This window comes from Nocardiopsis sp. JB363 (assembly GCF_900143625.1).
In the GTDB taxonomy this organism is placed as follows: domain Bacteria; phylum Actinomycetota; class Actinomycetes; order Streptosporangiales; family Streptosporangiaceae; genus Nocardiopsis.
In genome coordinates this window covers 67,254-83,188 of the sequence record NZ_FRFF01000053.1, presented here as the reverse complement: position 1 = coordinate 83,188, position 15,935 = coordinate 67,254, and the positions used below count along the sequence as shown (strand labels likewise).

Genomic DNA, 15,935 nt, shown 5'->3' with positions numbered 1-15,935 from the left:
CATGGCCACGGTGACCGAATCGGCCGGCGCCGCGGCGACCGGCCCGACTGGTTCAGACAGGGGTTCCCAGGGCGCCGGGGGGTGGCTGCGCGGCAGCGCGGTCCAGGCCCTCCTGGTGGTCGTCGTGCTCGTCGCCGGGTACTGGGCGGCCCGTCTGATGGGCGACCCCTCCTGGGCGGGTGGTTTCCCGACGGCGGTCGGCGACCGCTTCATGGCGTGGCTCGACGGGATCTACGCCTGGGTCGTCGAGAACCGCAACGACAGCCCGCTGTTCCTCTACTTCTTCAACTACGTCTCGGTGGGTCTGGGATCGGCGGTCGTGCTGATCAACCAGTTCCTGGACTTCCTCACCTGGGCGGGCGTGACCGCGCTCGGCCTGTTCGTCGCCTGGCGGTTCGCCGGGTGGCGGGTGGCGTTGCTGGTGCTGGCCACCTTCGCGGTGTTCGCGCTGACGGGGCTGTGGAGCGAGTCGATGACGACGTTGTCGCTCATCTTCACGTCGGTCCTCATCGCCCTGCTGTTCGGCATCCCGCTCGGCATCCTCGCCGGACGCAGCGAGGCGTTCTACCGAGGCCTGCGGCCGGTGCTGGACTTCATGCAGATCATGCCGGCGTTCGCCTACCTGCTGCCGTTCGTGCTGCTGTTCGGCATCGGCAACCCGGCGGCGGCCGTCGTCACCGCCGTGTACGCGCTTCCACCGGTCGCGCGGATCACGGCGCTGGCCATCCGCGAGGTCCCCAAGGGCGCGATCGAGGCGACGACGTCGCTGGGTTCCACGCCCTGGCAGATCCTCACCAAGGTGCAGCTGCCGTTGGCCAAGCGCACCATCCTGCTGGGTGTGAACCAGACCATCATGCTCGCGGTCTCCATGGTCGTGATCGCGTCGGTGATCGGCGCCGGTGGTCTGGGTGACGCCATCTACCAGGCGTTGTCCAAGGTCAACGTCGGGCAGGCGTTCCAGGCGGGTGTGGCGATCGTGATGCTGGCGATCGCGATGGACCGGGTCACGGGCGCGGTCGGCCGCAGTACGCCCGTCTCGAACCTTCCCGAGCGGTACCGACTGCCGGTCTCGGCGATCGGTCTCGCCGCCATCATCATGGCCACCGCGGTCGGCCGACTCTTCAAGCTCGGAGGTTGGCCGCGCGAGATGTCCGTCGACATCGCGGACCCGGTCAACACCGTCTACGACTGGATCCAGTCGGGGATCGGCGACTTCACGGCGGCATTGGCAACGTGGCTGTTGAACTGGGTGCTGAGCCCGCTCAGCGCCCTGCTCACCGGGTCGCCTTGGTGGCTGGTGGTCCTCGCCGCCGCCGCGCTGGGTTGGATCTTCGCGGGTGGGCGCACCGCCATCGTGTCCGCGGCGGCCTTCGTCGCCATCGGTCTGTTGGGCGTGTGGGACAACGCCATGGACACCCTGTCCCAGGTGCTGGTGGCCTCCGTGGTCACCATCGCGTTGGGTGTGGTCATCGGTGTGCTGATGTCGCGCAACGACGTCCTCGCCACGATCCTGCGCCCCATTCTGGACGCGATGCAGACACTGCCGCCGTTCGTGTACCTCATTCCGGCGGTCGCGCTGTTCACCATCGGTCGCGTGCCGGCCCTGGCCGCGGCGCTCATCTTCGCGCTACCCCCGGTGGTCAGGCTGGTCAACGACGGTATCCGCGGTGTTCCCGCGGGCACGATCGAGGCGGCCGAATCGCAGGGCTCCACCAAGTGGCAACTGCTCACCAAGGTGGAGTTGCCGATGGCCCGCGGCTCACTGCTGCTGGCCATCAACCAGGGCATCATCCTGGTGCTGTCCATGGTGGTCATGGGTGCGCTGGTCGGTGCGGGCGCGCTGGGCAACGATGTGGTCGTCGGCCTCGCGCAGAACCAACTCGGCCTGGGTCTGGCCTCGGGACTGGCGATCGTCTGCCTGGGACTGTTCCTGGACCGGGTCACACAGGGAAGGAGGGCACCCCGTGCCTAGGTTCATGAGAAGGAAGGGCGCCCTGCTTCGGGTGATCGCGGTCGCGGTCGTCATGGTCATGGTCGGCTCATGCGCGGTGCGCACCGACCAGATCGCCAGGGACCCCGGGGTGGTCAGGATGGCCGTCAACGGTTGGGTGGGTTACGAGGCCAGCGCCGAGGTGTTGGCCGCCATCCTCCGGAACGAGATGGACTACGAGGTCCAGCTGGTCCGTACGGACGAGCAACCCTCGTGGCAGGCCCTCGACCAGGGCGTGCTCGACGTGATCGTGGAGAACTGGGGCCACGAGGACCTCTTGGAGCTCTACGGGCCGGAGGGCAACGGCACCGTGGTGGACGGCGGATCCAATGGAAACGTCGGTGGCATCGGCTGGTACGTCCCCGCCTACATGGAGGAGGAGTACCCGAACATCGCCACGATGGAGGGGATCAAGGAGCACGCGGACGTCTTCCAAACCGCCGAGACCGGTGACAAGGGTGAATTCCTGGGTGGTGCACCCGGATTCGTCACCCAGGACCAGGGGATGATCAACGCGTTCGACCTGGACTTGGAGATCGTCTTCGCCGGGTCGGAGGCCTCGCAGATCACCGAGGTACGGCGCCGTTACGCCAACGAGGAACCGGTGCTCTTCTACTTCTACGACCCGCAGTGGCTGCAGGAGGAACTGGACTTCGTCCGGGTGGAGTTCCCGGAGTATGAGCCCGGCTGCGACGCCGACATCGAGTGGGTGCCGTGCGACTACCCGGTCTACGACATGAACAAGATCTTCCGGACCGGGTTCGTTGAAGAGGACGGACCCGCCTATCGGTTCCTCGACAACTGGCAGTGGACGAACGAACAACAGAACGAGGTCGCTCGGATGATCGCGGACGAGGGGATCGACTCCTCCGAGGCCGCGGAGATCTGGGTGGACGAGAACCCGGACGTGTGGCGCGAGTGGCTCCCCGAGGGCTACGAGACCCGCTGACCACACGCGACCGAGCACACGAGACGAGAGGGGCGGGGACCGGTGGGTCTCCGCCCCTCTCTCTGTTCCGGGAAAAAGTACTACCTGGTTGCTACTTTTCGTCTACCCTGGTGGCATGTCCGCTGAGAAGCTTTCCGTGTCCCTTGAGTCCGAGACCGTCGAACGTGCTCGCCGTGCGGCCGAGCGCGAAGGCATCCCCCTCTCCAGATGGCTGAACAAGGCCGCGCGGCAGGCCGCGGACCTGGAGGAGGGGAGGATCGCGTTGGAAGAGCACTTCGCCGCGTTCGGGCCCCCTTCGCTCGAAGCCGAAGCCCAAGCCGAGCGGGTGATCGAGGAGACGGGTATCGGTCGTCCGATCCCCTCGGGGCGTGCCCAGGCCAACCAGGCCGCACTTTCCCACCTCGATCGACTCGATGAGGAGACGGACACATGACGGTGCTGCATCCTCAAGGGTTGGTCTTGGACGCGGGGGCGTTGCGAGAGGCCGAGTCCAATCCACGAGGCATGGTGTGGGCCCTCTGCCGTAGGGAGAACCAAGCCGGGCGCCAACCTCTGCTCCCCAGCGTCGTGTTGGCCCAGATCTGGCGTGGCGGGGCACGGCAGGCGGCGGTCGCGAGTGTGGTGAAGGCGACTCGAATCATCGACGTCGATGAGTTGATGGCACGTCGGGTCGGCAAACTCCTCGGGGTTTCCGGTACGGCTGACGTCGTCGACGCGGTGGTGGCGATCGTCGCCATGGACGCGAGCGCGGCGGTGATCACCTCGGACCCGGTGGACATCGGAAAACTGGTCGAGTCCGTGCGCGGTGACGTTCCCCTGATCACGGTCTGAGACAGCGTTCCGAGGGCGGGGGCTCGGCGGGGCCGGTTATCCCTTCGTCGTGGCCCCTTGCCCTGTGGGGTGGTAGAGGTAAGGATCCTTCATGTCTCTGCCCTCCCACTGAGTGGAGTCGCATGCACCAGGGACGACTGGTCACGACGCTCGGCACGGTCCTGCTCTTGGACGTGCTCCGGGTCTTCCTGCCCTCACTGATCACGCTCTTCGGGCAGGCCGGTGCCACCGGACCCGCGCTCATGGGCGCGTTCGCCCTCGTCTGGTTCCTGGCGCCCTTCCCGTTCGTGTACCTGGCCCGGTGGGTTCCGCCTCTGGCACTGGCGCTGTCGGCGGGCGGACTGCTCGCGGTCGGCCGGGTGGCGCTACAGGCCACCGAGGGCGGTGGCCCACAGCTGTACCTGGCCTCGTCCCTGGTCGGCCTGGGCGTGGTGGGGCTGGTGTGCACCGTGATGGCGACGGTGACCGATGGCCGAGTGAGCGCTCTCGGCGTGATGACCGGGGTGGTCGCCGGGGTGGCGGCCTCGGCCGCGCTGCACACGGTGCTCGGCACCGTCGACCCATTGTGGCGGGAGGGGGCGCTCGTCTGGGTCGGTGTGTCGCTCTTGGCGGTGACCTACCTCGGCACCGCGGCCCGCGCCTGGCGGGCCACCTCGGTGCCACCGATGCCGACCCCGCCCCGGAGTTGGCTCGCCCTGGGGCCGCTGCTCTTCCTGTCCGGCCTGTACACCGCGAACCCCGCGGTGGCCGAGACGATCGGTGGGACCCCCTACGCGGCGTCCGCCCTCGCGGTGGTCGCCGTGGCCTCCATCGCCGTGGCCGCCCACCCGAGATGGGTTTCCCCGAACCCCTACGTACCACTGGCGGTACTGCTCGCGGTCCTGGCCACCCTGGCGTTCGCCGCACGCCTGCCCGGCGACGTGCCGGGGGCACTGCCGGCGTGGACCCTGATCGCCCTGCTGCTCGGGCAACTCGCCCTGGCGGCCTGTGCCGGATGGGCCGCCACGGACACCGTCACGGCGGCCTCCCCGACCCGCACCGGTGTCCTCGCCACCCTGGGGCTGCTGGGCTTCGTGGTGTTGGTGTTCGCCTTCTACGCCGCCTACGACCTGCACGTCACCAACACCTACGTGCCCTTCGCCGCACTGCTCCTGCTCGCCGTGGCGGTCCTGCCCCGCATGGGGGACGCGGTTCCGCCACCACCCGAACACGTGCTCCCGGCGACCGCCGTCGCGGCCGCGCTCACCCTCGTCGTCACGATCGCCGCGCCCCTGGCCCGACCGGAGGCCGACGCCCCCCGACCCTCCGCCGACGGTCTACGCGTGGCGGCCTACAACGTGCGCATGGGCTTCGGGATGGACGGACGTTTCTCCGTCGCCGAACAGGCCGACACCCTGCGCGAACTCGACGCCGATGTCATCGCCCTGAGCGAGGTGGACCGCGGGTGGCTGCTCAACGGCGGTCACGACGGGCTGTCCCTGCTCGCCGAGCACCTGGACATGACCGCCTACTGGGCCCCCGCCGACGGCCCGTTCTGGGGCGACGCGGTGCTCACGAACCTTCCGGTCTCCTCGGTGCGCGGACACGCTCTGCCCGGGAGTGGCCCCACCGGCGCGCAGGCCCTGGAGGTGACCGTCGCCCACGACGGCACCGAGGTCACCGTGGTCTCCACGCACCTGCAACCCGAGGGTTATGACCTGGGAAACCCCACTGCCCGGGCGCAGCTGGACGCGCTCTTCGACATCGCGGCGACCGCCCACGAACGAGGGACACCGGTGGTGGTCGCGGGGGACCTCAACTTCGAACCGGAGGAACTGTCGCTGGGGGAGGTCCTCCACGACGCCTTCGCCGACGTGCGCCCGTTCCCCACCATGGCCGCCGACACCCGCTCTGACCAGCAGATCGACCACATCCTCACCACCGAGGAACTGACCGCGAGCGACCCGGCCAACCCGGACGTGCCCCACTCCGACCACCGACCCATCGCCGTCACCCTCACGCACTGACCGGACACGGCGAACGCGAACGACCGTCCGGTGCGGTACCCGCGCTTGCCGAATGACGTCCGCCATGCTTATATATCACTAATGGATATATCGTCAGTTGATATAGGTGATCGGGTGCCGAGCCATGGCGCGTAGTTCGGGTTTCGAGAGCGGTGAGCTGGCCGACACCGCGGTACACGTCCTGCTCGCCCTGGTCCGGCCGAGACACGGCTACGCGGTCATGCGGTTCCTGGAGCAGGAGAGCGGCGGCGCCATCACCCTGGGGCCCGCCTCGCTCTACACCACGCTCAAGAAGCTGGTCTCCGCGGACTTCATCAACGAGCTCGACGGCGACGACTCCCGCCGCGTCTACCGCATCACACCGAGAGGGCGTGAAGTCCTCAACCGCAACATCGAGCACCGCCGCCGGCTATTGGCGATGGCGGACCACATCATGGAGGAAGAATGAGCACCACCCGCAAGATGGGCAGCGGTCTGGCCTTCACCCCCGAGAAGGACCTCCGGATGTTCGCCGACATGGCCCGTCGGGGCAAGCACCTCGACGGGACGGCCAACCTCATGCACGGGTGGAGTTTCGTCGACGGAGAACCCGAAGAAGCCGTCTTCGACCTCGCCTACGAGGACGACCCCTCGCCGGACTACTTCGACATCTTCCGCGGCGCCGGCTGGGAGCCGGTCGTCTCGCTGGGCAACGTGCACATCTTCAAAGCCGCCCCGGGCGCCACGCCCGTCCACACGAGCATCGAATCCCGCCGTGACGAGTTGCTCCGCAACCGAAACCAATACGCGCGCTACGCCCTGGTCGCTCTGGTCGTCTTCGCCCTTGTCGTCCTGGGACTCGCCCTGGTGACCTGGAACGAGTGGGTGGAGGCAGCGCTACTCGTGGTGTTCGTCCTCCCCGTGGTCTACACCGTGCTGCCACTGTTCGGATACTGGCATCGACTCAGGAAAATCCAGGACTCCCACTGACCCGACCCTTCGACGTCGTCATGGCCTCATGCGTCAGTGACCCGGCCGTTCGTAGTGCAGGCGCCTGCTCACCCAGTAGACGTTGACGCAGGCGGCGACGAATGCGGCGCCCAAGACCACCACCAACCAGGTCTCGTCGGTCCAGAGGGCGGCGGCAGCCGTTCCCAGCAGCAACACCAGAGCTCCGAACACGGCCAGGATCAGTCGAAAACCCAGGGCGCTGGCCGGGCGGTCGTGACTCCCGAGCGCTCCCTTCAGCCTTCCGCGTCTGGCACGTTCCATGTGCGTCCACCTCCTCCCCACAGTCCTACCCCAGCGGGCTCCGACGTTAGCCCCGGGGTCGACGACGGGGGGAGACCGGGGCCATCGCGCTCCGGGTACTTTAGGATTTTCTTAAGCCGAGTCAGTCTTGGGAGTAGGGAGCCGCAGAGCGTCTTTGCAGGGGCTATCTACAGGAACGTGAAGGGGAAGGGGCCTGATGAGCGGGTACCAGAGCCGGCGAGGGAGCGGACACCTGGAGCGGGCGGTGGCCGATGCCGGAGGCCCCGAGGAATTCGAGGCCGGTGTGGGCCGTCTCCGTGACCGGGCACAATCATGGCGCCTGATGGAGATGCGCAAGCACCGAGGACTGAACCAGGCCCAGGTGGCGGAGCGGATGGGGATCTCCGTCGCCCGCATCTCGCAGATCGAGGCCGGGGACGTCTCCACCCGTGACGTACTCGACCGCTACGTCTCGGCGCTCGGTGGCACGTTGATGATCATCGCGGACTTCGGTGACGAGCAGCTGAAGGTCGGCTGAGAGCCCGGGAACGACAGAAGGGGGCGCCCCGGCCGGGACGCCCCCTTCTTCGATGGTTCCTACAGGCCGTTCATCGCGGCGGGAATGGCCGCCTCGATCAGGAGGTCCCTCCCGTTCGAGGTGGTTCTGGACGCCGTTCGTCAGGGTGCGAAGGCGGTGATGCGGCCAGTGGTGGGATCCAGGGCGACGATGGCGCCGGGGACCTGGCGCAGGTAGGGGGTCGTTTCGGCGGACCATTCGATGTCGGTGACCAGGCGTGTTTTTTCGGGTGGTGCCCAATCCACGGGCACCGTGGTTTGTGGTGTGCTGCTCTCCCAATGGTCGACGCTGAGCAGTCCGCGGTCGGACCCGTCCGGGGCGTCGGGATCGGGGCCCAGGGTGATGAGGGATTCGTCGGTGGGCAGGGCCAGGGTCTGGGTCAGCTGGAGGTTGACGCCGTCCGGTTCCAGGTGGTGTCGGTGCTCGCCCTGATGGTCGTAGTAGTGCACACCCCGGTCATCGTCGAGGCTTTGGTCGATGGTGACGTAGCCGTCGTCGGTCAGGGCGAGTAGGCCGCCCTCTTCAGGCCAGGGGTCGGTGGTGATTTCCTCGCCGCTCTCCAAGTCGAGGATCCGTCCCTGTTCCTCGGGGTAGAGGCGCAGGGCCAGGGTGTTGGGTCCGAGAGTGAACGTGGGATCGGGGTAGTCCCCGCCATCGCCGATCGGCCATGAGTCTTCCCAACTGAGTTCCCCGGTGTCGGCGTCCAGGGCGACGATCTCGTAGGTCCAATCGTGACGGTTGTCGGTGTTCACGGTCGAGCGCCCGGACACGATCGTGTTCCCGGAGACCGTGGCCTGCCCCGAGTAAACGTCCGAGATCGAGTCGTCTTCGCGCACATAAGTGGAGGTGGTCTCGTTCTGCCACAGGGCGGTGCCATCTGTGAGGGAATGGGCGATGAACTTTCCGCCTGCGTTTTCGATTCGTGTGTCGTTCGTGAGTTGGTAGATCCCTGAGGCGGGCAGGTCCTGGATCGCACCATTCGGACCTCGGGTCGGGTTATTCGTTCCCCGTCGGCGGCCAACCTCCTCGATCTCTTGTTCCGCGATGATCTCGCCGGTCGCGGTGTCGAGCACGAGGAGGTCCTCCATGCGCGGATCGATCGTGCGATGGTCCTCGGCCTGCTCCTTGTCGAAGGTCAGGGCGATTCGTTCGGTGTCGAGGGTGGTGTAGGCGGCTGTGAGCGCCGTTTCCTCGCGCTGGTAGTGCCAGGTGGGCTCACCGGTGACACCGTCGAGTGCGATGACGCCGTCGTCGAGTCGGACGGCCACACCGGAGGGAATGGGGTGGGCCATGGAGACCTCGGAGCCTTCGGGTGGGTTCCATTCCCAGGCGGTCTCGGTGGCGGTCCGGGCGAGGGGGTGTTCGTCGAGGGGGGCGGTGGTGACGTGGTCGGGGCGGTCGATGTTCCACCAGACCAGGCCTGCGGCGGCGATCATGATCAGCGCGATCCCGGCCGTCCCGACGATCAGCCATCGGCGTCTACGGGGAGGGGATTCGTCGCCGGTGCTGTGTGTGGTGGACATGCTGCTTCCTCTGCGCCTGGGTCACGTCTTTCGAGCAAGATTCGTAGGAAACCCTCGGACCGGTGCACTATGCGTGGGCCGCCCAATCCGTGTTCCGGACCCATCCCACCTCGGAGACCGCCGTGGACCGTTCGGGCACGTGCCCTCAGCGTCCTCCCTTGTCCTCACCCTGCCAACGCCCTCCCTCTCACTGGAGGGCGACCACGTGCTCGACCGTGTCGATGCCCGCCGAACGTTCCACGGGAACGTACACGAGCACCGCCCCGGCTACGGGGAGGAGTCGTCCCGGGTCGAGGTTGCTCGCAGTCTCGGTGGTGGTCGCGTCGATGACCTCGCCACTACCCTCGTCGACCCATGGGGTCAGGAGGACGTCGATGGCGTCCTCGGGGGTACCGCGCTCCATGTCGATTCCGAGCAGATGTTCGGGCAGGCCCACGGCGCTCTCCGGGGTGTCCGCGGGAAGTCGTCCATCGGGAACCGTGACGGTGGCGGTCACCTCGCCGTCGAAGGTCCGAAGCTCATGGGTCGGGTCCTCTGCGAACGGGTCCGGGCCGGCGAGGTATCCGTCCTCGTGGATCGACAGGACCGGCTTCGGTGACTCGGCGATGGTCGTACCGTCGGTGGGATCGATGATCAGCCATCCCTCTTCACCGGGGAATTCGGCCACCAAGCCGTCCTGGAACATGCGTGCCTGCGCCATCCCTAGGCCGTCGGTGTCCTCGGATTCCACACGCCACAGCTCTCGACCCTCGACCGGATCCAGCGCGACCAAGGCGTTGACGGTATCGGGGGCGGGGGTGCGGAGCGCACCCTCCGAAGTGTCCTCCGAACAGTGCAGCAACAGGACGATCGCGTCACTGTGATGCGAGGTGGAGATCTGACGGGTCGGTCCACCGTCAGAGCAGGTTTGCGGGGTCCCCTGGCTCCACAGGGTCTCTCCGGTCTCTAGGTCGCTCACCTCCAGGAGGGTCTCGGTCGCCTCGCCTCGCTGGTGCAGTAGGCGCCCCTCGTCCAGCAGACGGGCGCCACCACCACCCTCGACGTCCTCGGCCAGGGACGCGCCGGTCGCGGTGTCCAGCAGGGCGCTCGGTTCATCCGTGGCCGTCACTAAGACGTTCGTACCAGAAGGAGAGAACGAGGCGGAGAACCCCTCGGTGTCGGGAACCCGGTATCGCCACAGCTCGTCACCGGTGTCACCCCGCAGGCCGACAAGTCCGTCCGCCAGTTCGATCACGGCGCCGACGGGGCCGGGATGCACCGCCGTGACCCGCTCGCCCTCGCCGGGCCGCCACTCCCAACCGATTCCACTCACGGAGGAGACCGCGTCCGGAGCCGAGATCTCGTCCTCGGCGACGTTGTGGTCGGCGCTCGGCTGTGGGCCGGGGCCCTCCTCCTGTGAGGAGGAACAGGCCGACATCGTCATTGCCAGACAGACGGCGGAAACAGCCAGGTTTCTTCGATTTCTCACGTCGTGCATCTTTCGTCACGTAGGGGTCGTGTGAGGATGGCGCCCTACTAGGTCCGTGAGTCGAGGGCCTCCCTGCCCGCCATGTTGAAACGACTGAAATCACTGATGACCGTGTTCCCCAGTTCGTTCTCGGCACCAGGCCATTTCTCGTCTCTGAGGTCGCCGTAGATGCTGTCGATGGCCTCCTGGTAAGCCGTCGCGTCGAAGGAGGACTCACCCTCACCCTCCATCCAGAGATGGGGATCAAGACTGATCTCGCCGGTGCTGGGGTCGCGCAGATAGTCGACCTCTTCACCGAAGGTGTGTTCTCCGTTGTTCTCCACCGCCATCGCCGCGTGGATCGTCGCCCGGTTGTCCAGAGCCACGGAGGAGAAGTCAGAACTCGTGTCCCTCGCTACATCGATATGTTCCGTGGCCAGAACCTCCTTGAAGCCCTGCTTCATCACCTCACTGACAGTGCTGACCCCAGGGGCGGGGATCTCATTGAAGATCGCTGCGGTCAAGTCGACGGAGTTGTTGGCCACCTGGTTCTTGTAGTCGATGGCGCCGTTGGTGGCGTCCAAGCGATTCTGGTGCTCGTTCTCGATGGCCTCGTCGATGAGTGCGTCGAAGATACCCGCAGCCCTGGGTTCGGAGACATCGGGCGGGTACTCGGCGAAGTACGTTGAGGCCGCTTCCTCCGTTCGGAAGAACGACGCGGTTTCGAGTCGGGTCGCGGCGTCTTCACTCCCTACGATGTACTCCGCGAAGGCCAGCCGTGTCATCGGGTCGAGTTGAAGCGCCCCATCCCCCAAGTACTCGTTGTCCACTGCGTAGATCTCCGGGTCTTGTTCCCTGTCGTCATCGAAGTTGAATCCAGCGACGCTCTCCATCGATTCAATGTTGTTGAGGAAGAGGTTCGTGAAGGAACCGGCGACCTCCGGGTTCAGATGCGTGAAAGACACGTTCTCCCAGGTGATGTCATTCTCTTCGTCCTCGATACTGTGTCCGGTCTTGCCGAGTCGCTCTTGCATCTCCGGAGTGGTGATGGTCTCCACGAGTGCGAGGAAGGCTTCGGATCCCTGGTCGACCTTGTCCGGGTCGTCGCTGTTCTGGAAGTCCTCGATCCAGTCGGTGAGGCCGGCCACAGCGCGACCGTCATCGTTCCAGTCGAACGTGTACAGGTCGGTGAGGATTTGCTCGGAGTCTCGTCCGTTGGGCTCGGAACCATCTGTGAGGAGGGTATGGTTGGCGTCCTCGTTGGCCGTGGAGAACCCGAGCAGTCTCGACATGGTGGTCTGTTCCTGCTCGTCCGGACTGTAGGTGACGGTCAGGTCGTTGCGGTTGTGCTCGCTGGGAAAGGCACCGGCCACCTCGCTCACCGCGGCGGTGAACTTGAGGGAGGTCTCCTCACCGAGTTCCATCGGCGTGCCGTTGGGGTGGCGTGCTCCGTCGAGTAGGTAAGTCAAGCCGGCGGCGTCCTCCAGCCACCGCTCGTAGCCGGTGCTCGACCGCCCTGGGCCGCCGATGAAGAGTAGCCTGACCCCCCGCTGCTGACCCCTTCGGAGAGGTTCCGGACGCTCTCCGGGAGACGGTCGTGTCCGCCACCGGTGGAGGGGTGAGACAGAGCCACGATCGACATGCCCAACATCGCGGCGATCTCCTGCTGCTGTGAGGCACTGGGATCACCGCGGAAACCATCGTCATGCAGGTCCAACATGACGTCGTCGGTACCGTTGAGCACGGCTTCCAGGAAGTCCAGCTCACTCTCGGAGAGTTCCTCGCCGTTCTGCGCCGCGTTGGCCGCCCTCTCGGACAAGGCGAGTGCCGCGTCGTGCAGTTCGTCGTAGTTCCCGCCGTAGTCACCGCTCCTGATGCGCTCGGCGAGGTCCTCCCCCACCGACTCGTCGTAGGGGTAGTACTCGTGGTCGCCCGTCACCGCGAAGGGAGCCATGCTCAGGTGGCCCGCCTCCGTCAGTTTGCGTACGGTCTCGGGTGTCGGTCCGTCGGCGAGCATGTCCGAGCAGGCATCGGAGTATTCTTCCAACTTCTCATAGGCAATCCGGGCCTGACTGTTGTGCGAGGCCTCGATCGCGGTGTAGGCAGTGAAATCTTCGATTCCGGTGACCGACGAGTTGAATTCGGTCTCGATCTCATCGATGCGGTTTCGATACCATTGAACGTCCGATATCCATTGATCGATGACCCCGTGCACGCAGATACAGGCCATTATCGCGCTTTGCCAGGCTTCCTGGTTTTCTACCGACACGGTGCGAATTGAATCGCTGATGAGGTCGGTGAACTCGGTCGCGGTGGTGTCGACGATGTCGTTGTACTAGACGGTGTCGCCCCGCAGTTTGGTATAGATGCGGTTCAAGTCCATTCGGGCGGAGATGAGGCCTGACAGGTTCGCGTCATCTTCGGTGTAGCTGAAACCCATGATCGCTCCCCAGAAGACTCAGTAAAGTTCGACGTTGATGGGACGGGAGAGGTTGCCTCCACTCGCGGAGAAGTCGCCTCCGGACTCATGATCGGTGCGAGAGATCTCCTCGGCGCCCGCCTGTGTGTTGCCGGCGATCGCGACACATTGATCCTCGACGTCCCGGATGCTGTCGGCGTGCTCGCCGGAGTACCCGCTCCAACCGGTGACGCCCGGAACGTTCCCAGCAGCTTTTCCAGCATCGCTAATGGCGTCTTCGAAGTCGACGGATGTTCCGAGAATGCGCTGGGCTGGGGGCTCGGCCTGGACGCCGCCGGAGTGTGCTTCCCCGGTGTTGGCTCCGGTTCCGTTTCCCATGGGATCTCGTCCTTTTCAGGGGGTTCTTGCAGGTGTTCAGGCCTGCGTTCGGGAAGGGCCGATCGGGACCGGCCCGAGGTCTTGATGATCGCGATAAGGGCGACCTAGGAAGAGTAGCAAATGGCCCATACGCACTTGAAAATGATCTTGTTGGGCCGCTCTTCGAACAAAAAAGGAGGGCGTCCCGGCCGGGACGCCCCCTTCTTCGATGGTTACTACAGGCCGTTCATCGCGGCGGGAATGGCCGCCTCGTAGGAGGTGCGCAGGTCCGCCAGATCGACCTCGACGACACCGCCCGGGTGCGTCACGGTCAGGCTGTCACCGCCGACGGTGCCGATCTGGGTGACCGGGACGCCGTGCTCGCCGGCCAGGGCCACGAACGCCTCCTCCTCGCCGGGCTCGACCGCGACGATCGCGCGGGCCCCCGACTCGCTGAACAGCTCGGTGAAGGCGTCGCCGCCCAATTCCACGCGCAGACCCTTGCCGCCGCGCAGCGCCGACTCGGCCAGTGCCACACCCAGGCCACCGTCGGACAGGTCGTGCGCGGCCGTGGCCAGGTCGCGGTCGGCCGCGGTGGCCAGGACCTCGCCCAGTGCGGCCTCGGCGGCCAGGTCCACCTGCGGGGGCAGTCCACCCAGGTGTTCGTGGACCACGTCGGCCCAGGTCGAACCACCGAACTCGGGACGGGTCTCGCCCAGCAGGAACACCCGGGAACCCTCGGAGTCGAAGCCCGAGCGCAGGCGGCGGTTCACGTCGTCGATCACGCCGAGCACACCGATGACCGGGGTCGGGTTGATCGGCACGTCACCGGTCTGGTTGTAGAAGCTGACGTTGCCGCCGGTCACCGGGGTGCCGAGCTGCTGACAGGCGTCGGCCAGGCCGCGGGTGGTCTCGGCGAACTGCCACATCACCCCGGGGTCCTCGGGGGAACCGAAGTTGAGGCAGTTGGTGACCGCGAGCGGCCGGGCGCCGGTGACGGCGACGTTGCGGTACGCCTCGGCGTAGGCCAGCTGGGTACCCGCGTACGGGTCCAGCCGGGTGAACCGGCCGTTGCCGTCGGTGGCCAGAGCCACCCCGCGGTCGGAGTCGTCGGAGATCCGGATCATCCCGGAGTCGTGCGGGGTCGACACCACCGTGTCGCCGCGCACGTAGCTGTCGTACTGCTGGGTGATCCAGGTGGGATCGCCCACGCCCGGAGCGCCCAACACCCGCAGGAGCTGTTCGCGCAGTTCCGGGTCGCCCTGCGGGCGCGGCAGCTTCGCGGCGTCGTCGGCCTGTAGGGCGTCCTGGGACTCCGGGCGCGCGTACGGGCGCCGGTAGACGGGGCCCTCGTCGGAGGCGGTCCGGGGCGGCATGTCCACGATGGTCTCGCCGTGCCAGGTCATCAGCAGACGGCCGCCGCGCTCGGCCTCCTCGGGGGTCACGTCGGTGACCTCGCCGATCTCGTCGGCGAGGACGCCCCACTTGTCACAGATCGCGAGGAAGTCGGCCATCTTCGCGGGCTCGACGATCGCCATCATGCGTTCCTGCGACTCACTCATGAGGATCTCCTCAGGGGTGAGTCGGTGGTCGCGCAGCGGGACCTTGTCGAGCTGGACGTTCATGCCGCCGGTGCCGCCCGCGGCCAGTTCGGTGGTGGCGCAGGAGATCCCGGCCGCGCCGAGGTCCTGGATGCCGACCACCATGTCCTTGGCGTACAGCTCCAGGCTGCACTCGATGAGCAGCTTCTCCATGAACGGGTCACCGACCTGGACGCTGGGCCGCTTGGTGTGCGACTCCTCGTCGAAGTTGGCGCTGGCCAGCACGGAGGCGCCGCCGATGCCGTCGGGGCCGGTGCTGGAACCGAACAGCACCACCTTGTTGCCCGGACCGGGGGCCTGGGCCAGCTTGATGTCCTCGTGCCGCATCACACCCACGCACAAGGCGTTGACCAGCGGGTTTCCGAGGTATCCGGGTCCGAAACCGATCTCGCCGCCGATGTTGGGCAGGCCGAGGCAGTTGCCGTAGAAGGAGATGCCGGAGACCACCCCGGGGAGCACCCGCTTGGTGTCGTCCGCGTCGAGCGGGCCGAAGCGCAGCGCGTCCATCACGGCGACGGGACGGGCGCCCATGGTGAGGATGTCGCGGACGATGCCGCCCACGCCGGTGGCCGCGCCCTGGTGGGGCTCGACGAAGGAAGGGCTGTTGTGCGACTCGATCTTGAAGGTGACGGCCCGTCCGTCGCCGACGTCCACCACGCCCGCGTTCTCGCCCATGCCCACGAGCAGGGCGTCGTTGGCGGGGGCCTTCTCCCCGAACTGGCTCAGGTGCACCTTGGAGGACTTGTAGGAGCAGTGCTCGCTCCACATGACCGAGTAGATCGCCAGCTCGGCGGCGGTGGGTCGGCGGCTCAAGATCTCGCGGACCCGCTCGTACTCGTCCTTGGCCATGCCCAGTTCGGCGTACGGCTGAGGGGTGTCCGGGGTGTCGTTCGCCGTGGTGACGGTGTCGAGGCCGGGTACTTCAGACATGCGGTTGTTCCGTTCGGGTCTCGCGAAGTTACGCGGATGGTTCAGGCCGAGCCTTGGCTGTGTCCGCCGCCCGGC

Annotated in this window: 15 protein-coding genes; 8 read left to right on the top strand and 7 right to left on the bottom strand. The window is 66.7% G+C overall.

Going from position 1 to position 15,935, the window contains the following annotated elements; all coding sequences use genetic code 11:
* The first annotated feature begins 1 nt into the window (after position 1).
* The 7 genes from BQ8420_RS08730 to BQ8420_RS08700 all read left to right on the top strand — a co-directional run bounded on the left by BQ8420_RS08730 (position 2) and on the right by BQ8420_RS08700 (position 6,745).
* Complete coding sequence (locus BQ8420_RS08730) at positions 2-1,972, top strand: proline/glycine betaine ABC transporter permease (RefSeq protein WP_087097325.1); 1,971 nt, start codon at positions 2-4, stop codon at positions 1,970-1,972.
* Between the two features lie 4 nt (positions 1,973-1,976).
* On the top strand, positions 1,977-2,939 hold the full coding sequence (locus tag BQ8420_RS08725; protein ID WP_087097324.1) for a glycine betaine ABC transporter substrate-binding protein: 963 nt from the start codon (positions 1,977-1,979) through the stop codon (positions 2,937-2,939).
* A 115-nt stretch (positions 2,940-3,054) separates the two neighbouring features.
* On the top strand, positions 3,055-3,372 hold the full coding sequence (locus BQ8420_RS08720) for a hypothetical protein (protein ID WP_087097323.1): 318 nt from the start codon (positions 3,055-3,057) through the stop codon (positions 3,370-3,372).
* Positions 3,369-3,770 carry a hypothetical protein gene (locus BQ8420_RS08715; protein WP_087097322.1) on the top strand — a complete coding sequence of 134 codons (402 nt, stop codon included), beginning with the start codon at positions 3,369-3,371 and terminating at the stop codon, positions 3,768-3,770. The genes BQ8420_RS08720 and BQ8420_RS08715 overlap by 4 nt, the downstream gene beginning before the upstream one ends.
* A 122-nt stretch (positions 3,771-3,892) precedes the next feature.
* A complete protein-coding gene (locus BQ8420_RS33000; protein ID WP_087097321.1) occupies positions 3,893-5,776 on the top strand; it encodes an endonuclease/exonuclease/phosphatase family protein in 1,884 nt (627 codons plus the stop codon).
* A 124-nt stretch (positions 5,777-5,900) separates the two neighbouring features.
* Complete coding sequence (locus BQ8420_RS08705; RefSeq protein WP_087097320.1) at positions 5,901-6,224, top strand: PadR family transcriptional regulator; 324 nt, start codon at positions 5,901-5,903, stop codon at positions 6,222-6,224.
* On the top strand, positions 6,221-6,745 hold the full coding sequence (locus BQ8420_RS08700; protein ID WP_087097319.1) for a DUF2812 domain-containing protein: 525 nt from the start codon (positions 6,221-6,223) through the stop codon (positions 6,743-6,745). Before BQ8420_RS08705 ends, BQ8420_RS08700 begins: the two co-directional genes overlap by 4 nt.
* A gap of 33 nt (positions 6,746-6,778) precedes the next feature.
* Here the strand turns inward: BQ8420_RS08700 and BQ8420_RS08695 are convergent, their stop codons facing one another.
* A complete protein-coding gene (locus BQ8420_RS08695; RefSeq protein WP_087097318.1) occupies positions 6,779-7,027 on the bottom strand; it encodes a hypothetical protein in 249 nt (82 codons plus the stop codon).
* Between the two features lie 196 nt (positions 7,028-7,223).
* Here BQ8420_RS08695 and BQ8420_RS08690 point away from each other — a divergent pair, with 196 nt between their 5' ends.
* Complete coding sequence (locus tag BQ8420_RS08690; RefSeq protein WP_087097317.1) at positions 7,224-7,544, top strand: helix-turn-helix transcriptional regulator; 321 nt, start codon at positions 7,224-7,226, stop codon at positions 7,542-7,544.
* Between the two features lie 140 nt (positions 7,545-7,684).
* Here BQ8420_RS08690 and BQ8420_RS08685 read toward each other — a convergent pair whose 3' ends face one another.
* From BQ8420_RS08685 to purL, 6 genes are all read right to left on the bottom strand, one after another.
* The gene (locus BQ8420_RS08685; protein WP_087097316.1) at positions 7,685-9,106 is read right to left on the bottom strand and encodes a PQQ-binding-like beta-propeller repeat protein; all 1,422 of its coding nucleotides are present in this window, start codon (positions 9,104-9,106) and stop codon (positions 7,685-7,687) included.
* A gap of 187 nt (positions 9,107-9,293) precedes the next feature.
* Entirely contained in the window at positions 9,294-10,574 is a 1,281-nt protein-coding gene (locus BQ8420_RS08680; RefSeq protein WP_235006007.1) for a PQQ-binding-like beta-propeller repeat protein, read from the bottom strand.
* A gap of 47 nt (positions 10,575-10,621) precedes the next feature.
* Positions 10,622-11,977, bottom strand: a complete 1,356-nt coding sequence (locus tag BQ8420_RS08675) for a hypothetical protein (RefSeq protein WP_087097315.1) — start codon at positions 11,975-11,977, stop codon at positions 10,622-10,624.
* 41 nt (positions 11,978-12,018) lie between these two features.
* Positions 12,019-12,822, bottom strand: a complete 804-nt coding sequence (locus BQ8420_RS08670) for a hypothetical protein (RefSeq protein WP_143847160.1) — start codon at positions 12,820-12,822, stop codon at positions 12,019-12,021.
* 189 nt (positions 12,823-13,011) lie between these two features.
* Positions 13,012-13,350, bottom strand: a complete 339-nt coding sequence (locus tag BQ8420_RS08665) for a hypothetical protein (RefSeq protein WP_087097313.1) — start codon at positions 13,348-13,350, stop codon at positions 13,012-13,014.
* A gap of 215 nt (positions 13,351-13,565) precedes the next feature.
* Positions 13,566-15,860 (bottom strand): phosphoribosylformylglycinamidine synthase subunit PurL, encoded by a 2,295-nt coding sequence (gene purL, locus BQ8420_RS08660; protein WP_087097312.1) that lies wholly within the window; start codon positions 15,858-15,860, stop codon positions 13,566-13,568.
* Positions 15,861-15,935: the final 75 nt, after the last annotated feature.